We start from the raw sequence: 12,213 nt of genomic DNA, 5'->3' as shown, positions 1-12,213 counted from the left end.
TCAACACCGACATCCGCGCTTGGATCGACACCTGGAACGACAACCCCCGCCCTTACATCTGGACCAAGACCGCCGACAAATCCTGACCAGCATCGCCAACTACTGCACTCAAATTAATGACTCAGGACACTAGTCGATGGCGGCGACCCGCTTCGCCCGGCCCCGCCGCGCTCGCGATCGCCGCGAGTCGATGGCGGCGACCCGCTTCGCCCGGCCCCGCCGCGCTCGCGATCGCCGCTAGTCGATGGCGGCTAGTTCGCCGGCTTCTCGGCGTGCCCGCCGAACTGCTTGCGCATCGCCGAAAGCGCTTTGTTGGCGAAGTCGTCGAGTTGGCGCGAGGCGAAGCGGGACTGCAGCGCGGTGGTCAGCACCGGTGAGGGCACTCCCTCGTCGATCGCTGCGATGGAGGTCCAGCGGCCCTCCCCGGAGTCGGAGACCCGACCGGAAAACTCCTTCAGATCGGGCGATTCGGTCAGCGCGATCGCCGTCAGGTCCAGCAGCCAGGACCCGATGACGCTGCCGCGCCGCCACACCTCGGCGACATCGGGGATGTCGAACTCGTATTGGTAGAACTCGGGATTCGACAGCGGCGCGGTTTCGGCGTCGCCTTCCTGCACGTGCTTGCCGATGTCGGCGTTGCGCAAGATATTGAGCCCCTCGGCGAGCGAGGCCATCATGCCGTACTCGATTCCGTTGTGCACCATCTTCACGAAGTGCCCGGCACCGGCCGGACCGCAGTGCAGGTAGCCCTTCTCCGCCTGACCGACCTCGCCGTCCCGGCCGGGTGTGCGCGGCGCCGCGTCCACGCCCGGTGCGACACTGGCGAATATGGGCTCGGCATGCGAGAACGCCTCGTCGTCACCGCCGATCATCAGGCAGTAGCCGCGTTCCCTGCCCCACACGCCACCGCTTGTTCCGCAGTCCAGGAAATGAATATCCTTTTCCGACAACGTCTTTGCGTGCCGGATGTCGTCACGATAGTAGGAGTTGCCGCCGTCGATGACGATGTCCCCGGAATCGAGCGTCTTGGCCAACTCGTCGATCACCCCGGTGGTGATCGACCCCGCCGGGACCATGACCCAGACGAGCCGCGGCGTCTCGAGCTTCTCGGCGAGCTCTTTGAGCGAGGACACCCCGGTGGTGCGGTCCTCCCCCGCCATCGCCTTGACCGCGTCGGGGTTGTGGTCGTAGACCACGCATTCGTGTCCGTCCGCGACCACGCGGCGGACGATGTTCGCGCCCATCCGGCCGAGGCCGATCATCCCGAGCTGCATCGCGCCAGTCTCCTTACTGTTGGGTCGGCTTGCCGTGCGGCAGCCACGGCTCCTGCCAGCTGTGGTGGCCCCGCGTCAGCGAGAGTGCGGCCTCGGGCCCCCACGAGCCCTGGTCGTAACGGTGAATGCGGCCGGGCTTGTCCAGCACGGGCTGCACGATGCGCCACGTTTCCTCGACGGCGTCTTCGCGGGCGAACAATTGCCGATCCCCGTTGAACGCGGCGTAGAGCAACCGCTCGTAAGGCCGCACGGCTTCGCCGAGATCCTCGGCGAACGACGAGTCCAGGTGAACGTCGCGCCACGAACCGCGCGCCTGGGCGGACAACTGCAGCCGCATCCCGGGGTCGGGGTCGATGCGCAGCACGATCTGGTTGCACTCGGGCGGCCGACGGTTGGGCAGGAACGAAAATCCGGGAACGTGGTGCAGGAACATCCGGACCTCGGTCACTCTCTCCGGCAAAGCTTTTCCGGCACGCAGGAAGATCGGGACTCCGGCCCAACGCCAGTTGTCGATCTCGGTTCGCAGCGCGATGTAGGTCTCGGTGGTGGAATTCTTTGCCACCCCGGCGACGTCGGTGTAGCCGCGGTACTGGCCGCGGACGCAACGCTCCGGATCCAGGGCGGGCATCGCCCGAAACACCTCGGCCTTCTTGTCGTTCAGGTCGCCCGCGCCCGAGCCGACGGGAGGCTCCATGGCGACCAGCGCAAGCACCTGCAGCAAATGGTTTTGCACCACGTCGCGGAGTGTGCCCACCACGTCGTAGAACTTGCCGCGATCCTCGACGCCGAAGTCTTCGGCCATAGTGATGTGAATCTCGGAGATGCTGTCGCGGTCCCACACCTCGGCCAGGCCCTTGTTGGCGAATCGCAGGTACTGCAGTTCTTCGACCGGCTGTTTGCCCAAAAAATGGTCCACACGCAGGATTTGGTCTTCGTCGAGCACCGCGCGCAGCCGCTTGTTGAGATCGCGCGCCGAGTCCAGGTCGTAGCCGAACGGCTTTTCCACCGCCACCCTGGCCCGCTCCAGCAGGTCCACTTTCGCCAGGTTCTCCACGATGGGCGCGAACAGGGCCGGTGGCATTTCCAGGTAGAAGAGCGGACGCGAGCCTGACGGGATCTTCTTGGCGAGTTGCCGGTACACGTCGGCGTCGGTGACGTCGCCATGCAGGTAGGACAGCCGGGCGGAGAACCGGTCGAACGCGTCTTCGTCGAACGGCTCACCCGAGGCCTTGATGGCGTCGCGCGCGCGTTCGAGCAGCTGCTCGATGGTGATATCGTCACTGGCCACACCCACGATCGGGTGGTTCAGCAGGTCGCGGCGCTCGAGCCGGTACAACGCCCGGAACGTCATTTTGCGGGCCAGATCTCCGGTGATTCCGAAGATCACCAGCAGGTCGGATGGGTTACTGTCGTCGTCGCCCAAAAACCGCTCCTCCCGAAAGTCACCTGATCGGCTCCCTGAGATCACTACCCGCGGCCGGCCGAATCAACACTAGTCACTGCCGACAGGCCCGACAATCACAGTGAACCGCGGCCTTGAAAGGATGGCCGGCATGGCTGACCCGCTGCACATCGCGGTCTACGCCCTGGCCGGGATCGCCGCGGTCGAGGGTGTCGGGCTGATCGTGCTGTGGCGGTTACTCGTACGCAGTCAGCAGCAGTTCGACGAGTTGCGCCAACGCACCGACGCCCGCAATCAGCTGCTGTCGGGAGGTCGCGAGGCCGTCAAAAGGGTGTGGAACACAGCCAACCTGATGCGCAAGGAAGGCTTTGGCGCGGCGGTGCGCAGCAGCATCGAGGACCTCGCGGACTGGGCGGAAGTCGAGCGGCCCGACCTTGCCCGCGTCACCCCGGACGGCCGGGTGGTGATCCTGTTCTCCGACATCGAGGAATCCACCGCGCTCAACGAGCGGATCGGCGACCGGGCATGGGTCAAGCTGATCAGTTCGCACGACAAGCTGGTCTCGGACCTCGTGCAGCGATACTCCGGTCATGTGGTGAAGAGTCAAGGTGACGGATTCATGATCGCCTTCGCGCGCGCAGAACAAGCGGTACGGTGCGGCATTGACCTGCAGCACGCACTGCGCAGGGACACAAAACGTAAGCGGCGCCCGGAGATTCGCGTTCGGATCGGCATCCACATGGGACGTTCGGTGCGTCGCGGCGATGACCTGTTCGGCCGCAACGTCGCAATGGCGGCACGGGTGGCCGCACAGGCGGTCGGTGGCCAGATCCTGGTGAGTCAGCCGGTGCGTGACGCGCTTTCCGATTGCGATGACATCCGGGTTGACGACGGTCGCAATGTGGAACTGAAGGGCTTTTCGGGCACCTACCGGTTGTTCTCTGTTGAGCCCCAGCCCGATTCCGAGCCCGACTGACGACCGTCTCCGTTGTATTCGGCCAGCCGCTGATGCAAGCGGTCGCGGACCTCATCGGCCGTGTACGCGCGTCGCTTACGTTGGTCACGGACCACCAGGGCACCCCCGGCCACGACGCCGGTGGCACCCGCCAATCCCAGCCACTTCCATACGTTGCGCATGACACCAGGCTATGCGCGATGCGGGTCGTTGCGGCCCCGTTTGTGATTGACTTGTGTGCCTGCAACGTCCGGCGGCGCCGCGTGCGTGACGTGACGCCGGGCTCGGCAGGCGACGACAACGGCGAAAGCTGCAGCGGCGAACGGGCTTACACGAACATGCTCACCTTGGACCAAGCGCTCGACCAGACCCGCACCGGCGACCTCTGGCTGTTCCGCGGTGGCTCGGGGCCAGACCGGGCCATCCAGACGCTGACGAACAGCCCGGTGAACCATGTCGGTATGACGGTGGCCATCGACGACCTGCCGCCGTTGATTTGGCACGCCGAACTCGGTGACAAGCTCGTCGACCTCTGGACCGGGACGAATCACCGTGGTGTGCAACTCAACGACCTCGCGCAGTCGGTGTTGCAGTGGTCGCAGCGCTATCACCAGCGATGCTGGCTACGCCAGCTGACTCCGCCGGCCGATCGGGAGCAAGAGAACAAAGTGCTGCGCGTGATCGCCCGGATGGACGGGACCGCGTTTCCCACCACCATGCGCCTGACCGGCCGGTGGCTGCGCGGCCGGCTCCCGAACGCGTACGACTGGCTGCGCGGAATCCCGTTCGTGGACAAGAAGGTTCGCGAATCGACGCAACGACGCAAGGAGCGCCAGCGACTCGGCCTGGAGGCGGCCTACTGCGCCGAGACGGTGGCGATCACCTACGAGGAGATGGGGCTACTCGCCACGGAGAAGTACTCGAACTACTTCGACCCCGGCTCGTTCTGGAGTGGTGACAGGCTCCCGCTCGCGCCGGGATACGCACTGGGCGACGAGATCGAGATTGCGATCTAGTCGACGGCCATCTCGCCCATCACCGACCAGCCCGTGGCGTCGATGGTCTGGTTGATGATCCTGGGCGTGGACGCCAGTGCCTGCGGGAGTTCGGCCATCGCGCGCTTGAAGTGATCGCTATTGACGTGGAAGCCGCCTGCCTCATCGTCGCGGAACGCCTCCACCAAGACGTATACCGCCGGGTTGTCCAGGCTGCGCGACCACTCGAACCACAGGTTGCCTTCCTCGGCCCGAGTCGCTGCGGTGAACGGTGCGACGAGTTCTGGCCAGCGGTCGGTCCACTCGGGTTTGGTCTCGAACTTGACGACGATGAAGATCATTGCGGCCCCGCCTACGTTCGCTGCTTGGGAGTTACGCCCGCCCGGTCTGCGCGGGCAGCGCCAGCCTATCCCGCCCGCGGGCGGCGCCCGGCGGCCGCATCGGGGATGTAGTTTGCCTGAGTAATGGTTAGAGCAAAGTGTGCTCATGCGTCACAGATGACACATGAGCACACTTTTGGCGCGCCAACCCTCTCTCCCGATCAGTGGCGTAGCTCACAAACTAGGGCAGCGCCGCGATATTTCACTAGTCTGCGATACGTTCCTGGCGTCGGCGCCGACAATGTCGAAATGCTCAACGACATTGAGATGGCGATGCGAGTTCTATTTGTTATTCATTCGCGATTGCCGCGTAGCCGAATAAGGGTAAATCAGGCGGCCGCGGGAGGCGGGTCCGCCGGCGCCGGAGCGTCGATCAAAACGGCCGGGGGCGGTGGCGGCGCATCCGGCGGGGGCGGCGGAGCGAACCACGGCGGTGGTGGCGGCGCGTCCGGCGGGGGCGGGGCGTCCGGCGGGGGCGGCGGGGCGAACAGCGGCTGCGGTGCGCCGCCGTCTTCCGGTTGCATCGGGAGAAACATGTGATGGGTGAATCCGGACTGGTAGGCACCCGCTCCACCCATGTGTACGCCACCCCGCTCTCCACTGGAGACGGCCGTTCCGTCCGGCAGCGTCACCGCGGTGTGCCCACCGTTCCAGCCGATGACCAAGGCGTTGGGGGCGGTCCCATACTGGAAGCCGCGCGCCAGCAATGCGCCCTCTTCGTTTCCGGTGTTGAATCGATTTCCGAATATCGGCCTGTCAGTTGCCGCATTGGCAATCCACGACGCGAGTCCCGAACAATCGGTCCCGGCGGGCGAATCCCCGCCCGCAATATAAGGCGTGCCGGAGACCTGACTGATCAACGACATCAATGATGCAATAACGACCATGGGCAGCGAGGTTAGCAATAACATTTATTGTGAATCAAAATTTGTGGCGTAGGTCATTCTCACTACACGCAATGACGTGCGCCGCACGTAGAGCAAAGTCATAACATATCGGCATATTTTCCACAGCAAACCACATGCGCTTTGGTGACGTGCCGCAGTTCGCCCGGGCTCCCGAGGGGTGACGGACTAAGCCTTGTCGCCTTGCCGTTCGCTTTGCGCCGTCTCACGGTCCACGTCGGCCTGCTCTCGCCTGGCACGGGCTGTCGCGCGCTTGCTTCGTTCGTCCACGCGTTGCAGCCGCGCGCGTTCGCGCTCCGCCGTGGCGCCCTCACGCACGTCGGCTTGCAGCTCTCGTTCGTCCGCTGCCCGCTCGCGATCGTCGGCGATCTGGTCGCGCCGATCGGCAACCCGGTCTCTTCGACCGGCCTGAAATTCGCGTCGCTTGACGTCGGTCTCGCGCTGGACGAGGCTCTTTTCGCGCTCATCGAGCTCGTGACTCCGGCGTTCCAGCGGTGCGGGCGATTCGTCACTGTTCGCGGCGGCCACAGCTCACCCTAATGCCAGGCACCCGAGCGGCCATGGACCACATAGCGGGCCGACTCCGTTCGACAGACCTGGTCAAAGGGGTGTCCATATCCCGTTGTTCCATATCCCCCAGTTGCCGTTGCCGGTGGGATTCCACATCATTTGCGCCCCGGGCGCCCAGGCCGGTTGCGGTGGCTGCGGCGGCGCCCACGGCGGTGGAGGCCCCCAGGGCCCCCATCCCGCCGGGGCGGACGGGCCACCGGGGTGTTGCCAGTCGTGGCACTGATTCCAGTTCCAGTCCGACACGTTGCCCCAGCTCGGGTTCCATGGCTCGCCCGGGCACCAGTGACCGGTGGGTGCCGGAGCGGGCGCGGCCAGTGCGACGGCGCCGCCGGCCAGACCCAGGGCGGACAGCGCCAACGCGCCGCCCGTCAGCACGCTCGTCGACCGTCGCAGCATCCGCTTCACCGTCGCCATCTCCTAAGAATTTCCCTCGGTGGGGGTCAGGGCAAGTGGTGATCTGAATTCGTTCGCAATTCGCGGGTGTTGTCGGACGCGCCGATCTAGCCGGCCCGAATGGTTCTCCTGGCCTGTCGGGCGACGCCGGGCACCGTGTTCGCCAGGTCCGGCCGACTCCTGGCGAAGGCGCGTATCGCGCGGTAAAACGACCAAAGTTGGCGGGGCGTAGGAATTTTCGGGATCCACGCCAGCTCCCATTGAATCCCGTTGATCGGGTCGTCGAAGAACACCGCGTAATAGCCGGGCCAGTACTGCGGGTATCCCCTGGGCTCGTCGGTGACCCGGATACCGCGCGCGACCAAGAAGTCGCGATGAAATCGGTCGACCTCCGCCCTGCTACGCGCCCACAGCGCAATGTGGTTGATGCCGACCGCCTGGTCGGTGTGCGTGAGCTTCGCGCCGGCACGGGCGGGCTGAATGCCGATGTAGCTGTGCGGGTTGACGTTTCGTGTCATGTAATAGACCGACTGGTACTCCATGTTGAGCGACGAGAAACTGCTGTAGCCCAGCCGGCCGAACAACGCGTCATAGAACGCGATCGACTCGTCGTAGTCCAGCACCGCGAACTCGACGTGACACACACCCCGCCACCGCATGGTGCCCCCTCGGTTGGACTACTACAAACTGTAGTATTTATCGCCGCCCGAACTCAAGCATCGGCTTGTGGCCGACGGGTTAGCGCGGGATGTCGAAGTAGTCGCGGCTAACCCGCCCAGAACCTTTCCAGTCGTTCGGCAACAACGGCGGGTGCGACGAGCAGCGGCGCGATGTTGCCGGTCCCCGGCAGAGTTTCCGATCTCGCGTTCGTCATGGTGCGGGCCGCATCTGCCGACTTACTCGGCGTCCAGCCCTCCTGCCCGCCTTCCGCGACGAGTAGCAAGGTCGGCGCGGTGACCCGAACAATATCGTCACGCAACGATCGTCGGCGAAGCATCAGGCATCGCATGGCGCGAAGCATCGCGTGGTGGTCGGCGTTGCGAAACGCATCCATGATAAGTCGAGCCTGATCCGGTTGCGATGCCACGGGATCCGCACCGAGCAACGCCTTGGTCAGAATGCGATCCACCGCGTTCGGACCGAAAGCGCGGTACAGCTGAACCAGCGGCACGATCTGCGTCCATTTTTCAACCGCACCGAAGGGTTCGATCGGGGTTCCGATTGTTACCAGGCTTTTCACCCGCTCTGGCTTTGCGGCCGCCAAGGTGATGCCGACGTGACCGCCGAGGGCATTACCCACCCAGTCAACCGGGCCTGGGATGTCCAAGTGGTCGAGAATCGCGCACGCGGCGGCGGCACAATCGTCGATCGTGAAGTCATGTTCGACGGGCCGGCTGCGCCCATGATTCGGCGCGTCGACCGCGATGATCCGGCGCGTCCCTGCGAGCGCGTCGAAAACAGGCCGCCACGAGCTTTGGTCCACGAACAGGCTGTGCCAGAAGACGGTGACAGGCCCGTGTCCGGCGTCCGTGACGTTTAGACGACCCAATTTGGTCGGCACCGACATCGACATAGGACGCCTCCCTGGTTTACTTCGGAACCCGAAGCTTCGGAACCAGAAGTATTCTCTTCCGGTATGGCCCTGTCAACGAGGAAGCCGAGCGAGTCCCAAGCCATCGGGCAACTACTGGTGCGACTGCTTCGGCAATTCAGAACCGAGATCGCGACTCCTCGCATGGACCGCGGGTATGGGGACGTGCGAGATGCCCATATGCACGTTTTCGGCGCCATTCGGACCGGTCATGTGCGGCTGACCGAGATCGCCGCGCGCGCACAACTCAGCCTGTCGGCGACGTCGGAACTGGTGAACGAATTGGTGTCCCTCGGGTATCTCGCACGTCGTGCCGACCCTAGCGACGGGCGCGCAAAGCTCGTCGTGCTCACCGAGCGTGGAGAGAAGCTGATGCGGGACGCAGGAGAACGCGTCGCGGAGATAGAGGCCAACTGGGCGAACATCGTTGGAGCCGATCGATTTCGAGCAGCGTGCGCGGTCATGCAGGAGTTGCTGGATGCGCTGGACCCTGTCGACTCGCGACGCTAGGCATCGGAACTCGACACACGTTCAGTCCTGACATCGTCATAACCAACCTATTGGTCCTCCCGTCGGTCGATGATGTGACTGCGACGACCTATCAGTCAACCGAAGGGACAACAGCATGACGGAAACTGCTGTTGATGCACTTGGCATCGCGAGGTCAGAGCTGACGCCCCGACTGAACGCAATCGCCACGACTGATTGGGATAAAGCAACTCCCTGCACCGAGTGGAACGTTCGGCAGTTGGTGAACCACGTCGTTGGTCTACATCATCGAATCGCGGGCCTGGTTAGCGGCGGCAGCCGAGGCGAATACATCGCGACACGAGAAGACGACTGGATCGGCAGCGACCACATCGCCGCATGGCATGAGGGAATCCGGGCATTGGATGAGGCGATCAACAGCGCCCAGAGTCTGGATATCACAGTCGCCTACCGGGTTCCGCTCTCAGCGCGGGACGCTGTGGGTCTCACAGCGTTTGATACTGCGGTCCACACCTGGGACGTGTCTCGCGCGATCGGAGTGGGAGAACAGATTGATGACGGGCTGGCGGATTTCGCGCTCGATTTCATCCGGTTTCTGCACAGTCAACCCGAATTGGCCACGCTTTTCCCCTTTACGGAGCGCGAACCGCCCGAAGGCGCGACAGTCCAGGTTCGGCTCCTCCAATTGGCGGGCCGCGATGCCTGATGCCCAGCCGACTCACCTACACGTTGAAGCGGAACTCCACGACGCTTCGGTGCCGATAAAACGTCGGCGCGGTTACCCAGACAGATCAGCCGGCATCATGACCGGATACCGCACGAATCGCGCTTCACTGAACGGGTGGAGCGTCGCACGACGTCGCGGATCAATTCCCATTGGCACGTAAGTCCTTCCGCCATTTGACTATGCGCTCGTCAGCGGAGTGATCGCGGCGACCTGGTCCCTCAACGCGCGACGCTCGGTCCGCAATTCGTAGTGCGACTGAAGGTTCATCCAGAACTCTTCGGAAGTTCCGAAGTATCGCGCTAGACGGATCGCCGTGTCGGCAGTAATACCGCGCTTACCGTGCACGATCTCGTTGATCCGACGCGGTGGAACCCCGATGGACACGGCCAGCTTGTTCTGCGTGATCCCGAAGCCCTCGATGAAGTCCTCCATCAGGATCTCACCTGGATGGATCGGCTCGATCAGATCACCCTCAGTGGTAGTCGACGAGTTCGACATCCTCCGCACCTCCTTCTCTCCAGACGAACCAGATACGCCATTGCGCGTTCACCCGGATGCTGTGCTGCCCACGACGGTCGCCGACGAGCCGCTCCAAGCGATTGCCCGGAGGGATTCGAAGATCCCCAACGACTTTCGCCGCATGGATCAGCTCCAGCTTCCTCAGTGTGGCGCGTTGGAGCATCCGGTCCACGCCCTTGACGTACTGCTCGTGCCAGATCTGTTCGGTGTCCATGTCACCAAACGATCTGATCACTGGAGCATCATATAACGACTTGCGTTATTAACGCTATACGTTAATTCGGAATTCCACCACGTCGCCGTCGGTCTGCTCGCCCGCAGTCACAGACCAAACTTGGCGCGAGCCTGTTGCGTCACGGGAGTGAATAGATTAACGAGGTTGCCATCTGGATCCCGGAATAGCAGCGCGCGATTACCCCAAGGCATGGTCGTCGGTTCTGTGACAACCTCGGCCACGCGGTCGCGGAGCCGCTCGTACTCGGCGTCCACGTCGTCGACGATGAACTCGAGAATCGCGCTGCGGTTGGCGGCCGGCTCAGCGGATCCTTGCCCGAACAACGGGACCGTCTTATCGCTGCCGATGGCAAGCGTGCCGACCGGTGTCGGGATTTCCGCAAACAGCTCATTTCCCCACACAGCAGCGGTTTCTGTAACCATCTCGTAGAAGGCAACCAGACGGCTGACATCTGCTGTGATGATGCGGGTCGAAACGAACTTCATCAGTCATCTCCTCGGGTGCCCGGCAGATAACCGGGTGGCTGCGGTGATAGGCGCTGATGCTAGATGCCCACACCGACAAATCCGCCCCGTCAGTTCTTCTTCTGCTGCCCAGACGTTGCTTGGAACCGGAACTCGACCACGTCGCCGTCGGCCATCACGTAGTCCTTGCCCTCCATGCGCACCTTGCCGGCCGCCTTGGCCGCCGGCATCGAGCCCGCGGCCATCAGGTCGTCGTAGGAGACGATTTCGGCCTTGATGAAGCCCTTCTCGAAGTCGGTGTGGATCACCCCGGCGGCCTTCGGCGCGGTGTCACCCTGGTTAATCACCCACGCGCGCGCCTCTTTTGGGCCTGCCGTTAGGTAGGTCTGCAGCTTGAGGGTGTGAAAACCCGCACGCGCCAACGCATCTAGACCACGCTGGGTCTGACCGATCGATTCGAGCAACTCGGCGGCCGATTCGTCGTCCAGCTCCTGCAGTTCAGACTCGATCTTCGCATCGAGGAACACCGCGTCGGCCGGTGCGACCATCGCGCGCAGCTCGGCCTCTCGGGCCTCGTCGGTCAGCACGGACTCGTCGGCGTTGAACACGTACAGAAACGGCTTGGTGGTCATCAGATTCAGCTCGCGCAACAGTGACGTGTCGACACCGGCGGCGAACAACGTCTTGCCCGAGTTCAGCACGGCCTCGGCGGCGACGGCAGCCTCGTGCACGGGCTTGCGGTCCTTGTTGTTGCGCGCCTCCTTCTCCAGCCGCGGGACGGCCTTCTCGAGTGTCTGCATGTCGGCCAGGATGAGCTCGGTCTCGATCACCTCGATGTCGGAGGCGGGATCGACCTTGCCGTCCACGTGCACCACGTCGTCGTCGGCGAAGACCCGCACCACCTGGCAGATCGCGTCACACTCGCGGATGTTGGCCAGGAACTTATTGCCCAGCCCGGCGCCCTCGGAAGCGCCCTTCACGATTCCGGCGATGTCGACGAACGTCACCGGCGCGGGCACGATCTTCTCGGAATCGAACATCTCCGCCAGCTTGTCCAGCCGTGGATCGGGCAGCGGGACGACGCCCTCGTTGGGTTCGATCGTCGCGAACGGATAGTTGGCCGCCACCACGTTGTTCCGGGTCAGCGCGTTGAACAGGGTCGACTTGCCCACGTTGGGCAAACCCACTATTCCAAGGCTCAGGCTCACGGGGAACCAAGTCTAGGGGTGCGGGCGGCGCCCGGCTCCGGGGACCGCTGACCACGGCGGACGGCGCACCCGAGCGTGGCACGCCCAGGATCCCTACAAGGTATTT

Annotated in this window: 17 protein-coding genes and 1 pseudogene; 5 read left to right on the top strand and 13 right to left on the bottom strand. The window is 63.9% G+C overall.

Annotated elements, in window-relative coordinates:
* A pseudogene (locus tag OQ789_RS23670) lies at window positions 1–133 on the top strand (IS630 family transposase); the annotation flags it as partial.
* 118 nt (window positions 134–251) lie between these two features.
* On the opposite strand, the gene gnd reads toward OQ789_RS23670, so the two are convergent.
* On the bottom strand, window positions 252–1,274 hold the full coding sequence (gene gnd / locus OQ789_RS23665; RefSeq protein WP_324688608.1) for a phosphogluconate dehydrogenase (NAD(+)-dependent, decarboxylating): 1,023 nt from the start codon (window positions 1,272–1,274) through the stop codon (window positions 252–254).
* Window positions 1,275–1,287: 13 nt separating this feature from the next.
* On the bottom strand, window positions 1,288–2,697 hold the full coding sequence (locus OQ789_RS23660; protein ID WP_324688607.1) for a glucose-6-phosphate dehydrogenase: 1,410 nt from the start codon (window positions 2,695–2,697) through the stop codon (window positions 1,288–1,290).
* Window positions 2,698–2,818: 121 nt separating this feature from the next.
* On the opposite strand from OQ789_RS23660, the gene OQ789_RS23655 reads away from it, so the two are divergent.
* Window positions 2,819–3,652 carry an adenylate/guanylate cyclase domain-containing protein gene (locus OQ789_RS23655; RefSeq protein ID WP_324688606.1) on the top strand — a complete coding sequence of 278 codons (834 nt, stop codon included), beginning with the start codon at window positions 2,819–2,821 and terminating at the stop codon, window positions 3,650–3,652.
* Here OQ789_RS23655 and OQ789_RS23650 read toward each other — a convergent pair.
* On the bottom strand, window positions 3,604–3,813 hold the full coding sequence (locus tag OQ789_RS23650) for a hypothetical protein (RefSeq protein WP_324688605.1): 210 nt from the start codon (window positions 3,811–3,813) through the stop codon (window positions 3,604–3,606). The genes OQ789_RS23655 and OQ789_RS23650 overlap by 49 nt on opposite strands.
* Before the next feature lie 156 nt (window positions 3,814–3,969).
* Here OQ789_RS23650 and OQ789_RS23645 point away from each other — a divergent pair, with 156 nt between their 5' ends.
* Window positions 3,970–4,647 carry a guanylate cyclase gene (locus tag OQ789_RS23645; protein WP_324688614.1) on the top strand — a complete coding sequence of 226 codons (678 nt, stop codon included), beginning with the start codon at window positions 3,970–3,972 and terminating at the stop codon, window positions 4,645–4,647.
* Here OQ789_RS23645 and OQ789_RS23640 read toward each other — a convergent pair.
* The 6 genes from OQ789_RS23640 to OQ789_RS23615 form a co-directional block, all read right to left on the bottom strand.
* Complete coding sequence (locus OQ789_RS23640; protein WP_324688604.1) at window positions 4,644–4,967, bottom strand: putative quinol monooxygenase; 324 nt, start codon at window positions 4,965–4,967, stop codon at window positions 4,644–4,646. The genes OQ789_RS23645 and OQ789_RS23640 overlap by 4 nt on opposite strands.
* Before the next feature lie 368 nt (window positions 4,968–5,335).
* The gene (locus tag OQ789_RS23635) at window positions 5,336–5,893 is read right to left on the bottom strand and encodes a peptidoglycan endopeptidase (RefSeq protein ID WP_420716188.1); all 558 of its coding nucleotides are present in this window, start codon (window positions 5,891–5,893) and stop codon (window positions 5,336–5,338) included.
* Window positions 5,894–6,079: 186 nt separating this feature from the next.
* The gene (locus OQ789_RS23630) at window positions 6,080–6,439 is read right to left on the bottom strand and encodes a hypothetical protein (protein ID WP_324688602.1); all 360 of its coding nucleotides are present in this window, start codon (window positions 6,437–6,439) and stop codon (window positions 6,080–6,082) included.
* A 72-nt stretch (window positions 6,440–6,511) separates the two neighbouring features.
* Window positions 6,512–6,895 carry a hypothetical protein gene (locus OQ789_RS23625; protein ID WP_324688601.1) on the bottom strand — a complete coding sequence of 128 codons (384 nt, stop codon included), beginning with the start codon at window positions 6,893–6,895 and terminating at the stop codon, window positions 6,512–6,514.
* Between the two features lie 86 nt (window positions 6,896–6,981).
* Window positions 6,982–7,533: a VOC family protein gene (locus OQ789_RS23620; RefSeq protein ID WP_324688600.1), complete on the bottom strand. Its 552-nt coding sequence runs from the start codon at window positions 7,531–7,533 to the stop codon at window positions 6,982–6,984.
* 107 nt (window positions 7,534–7,640) lie between these two features.
* Complete coding sequence (locus tag OQ789_RS23615) at window positions 7,641–8,447, bottom strand: alpha/beta fold hydrolase (protein WP_324688599.1); 807 nt, start codon at window positions 8,445–8,447, stop codon at window positions 7,641–7,643.
* Between the two features lie 198 nt (window positions 8,448–8,645).
* Between OQ789_RS23615 and OQ789_RS23610 the strand changes: the two genes are divergently transcribed.
* Both OQ789_RS23610 and OQ789_RS23605 read left to right on the top strand, forming a co-directional pair.
* Window positions 8,646–8,975 (top strand): MarR family winged helix-turn-helix transcriptional regulator, encoded by a 330-nt coding sequence (locus OQ789_RS23610; RefSeq protein ID WP_324688598.1) that lies wholly within the window; start codon window positions 8,646–8,648, stop codon window positions 8,973–8,975.
* Between the two features lie 115 nt (window positions 8,976–9,090).
* Window positions 9,091–9,660 (top strand): TIGR03086 family metal-binding protein, encoded by a 570-nt coding sequence (locus tag OQ789_RS23605; protein ID WP_324688597.1) that lies wholly within the window; start codon window positions 9,091–9,093, stop codon window positions 9,658–9,660.
* A gap of 198 nt (window positions 9,661–9,858) precedes the next feature.
* On the opposite strand, the gene OQ789_RS23600 is transcribed toward OQ789_RS23605, so the two are convergent.
* From OQ789_RS23600 to ychF, 4 genes are all read right to left on the bottom strand, one after another.
* Window positions 9,859–10,179, bottom strand: a complete 321-nt coding sequence (locus tag OQ789_RS23600; RefSeq protein WP_324688596.1) for a HigA family addiction module antitoxin — start codon at window positions 10,177–10,179, stop codon at window positions 9,859–9,861.
* The gene (locus OQ789_RS23595; RefSeq protein WP_324688595.1) at window positions 10,154–10,435 is read right to left on the bottom strand and encodes a type II toxin-antitoxin system RelE/ParE family toxin; all 282 of its coding nucleotides are present in this window, start codon (window positions 10,433–10,435) and stop codon (window positions 10,154–10,156) included. Before OQ789_RS23595 ends, OQ789_RS23600 begins: the two co-directional genes overlap by 26 nt.
* Window positions 10,436–10,521: 86 nt before the next feature.
* Window positions 10,522–10,920 (bottom strand): VOC family protein, encoded by a 399-nt coding sequence (locus OQ789_RS23590; protein WP_324688594.1) that lies wholly within the window; start codon window positions 10,918–10,920, stop codon window positions 10,522–10,524.
* A gap of 89 nt (window positions 10,921–11,009) precedes the next feature.
* The gene (ychF, locus tag OQ789_RS23585) at window positions 11,010–12,107 is read right to left on the bottom strand and encodes a redox-regulated ATPase YchF (RefSeq protein WP_324688593.1); all 1,098 of its coding nucleotides are present in this window, start codon (window positions 12,105–12,107) and stop codon (window positions 11,010–11,012) included.
* Window positions 12,108–12,213 lie beyond the last annotated feature (106 nt).

Source organism: Mycobacterium sp. 94-17, assembly GCF_035617725.1.
In the GTDB taxonomy this organism is placed as follows: domain Bacteria; phylum Actinomycetota; class Actinomycetes; order Mycobacteriales; family Mycobacteriaceae; genus Mycobacterium.
This window is presented reverse-complemented; position numbering and strand designations above follow the sequence as displayed.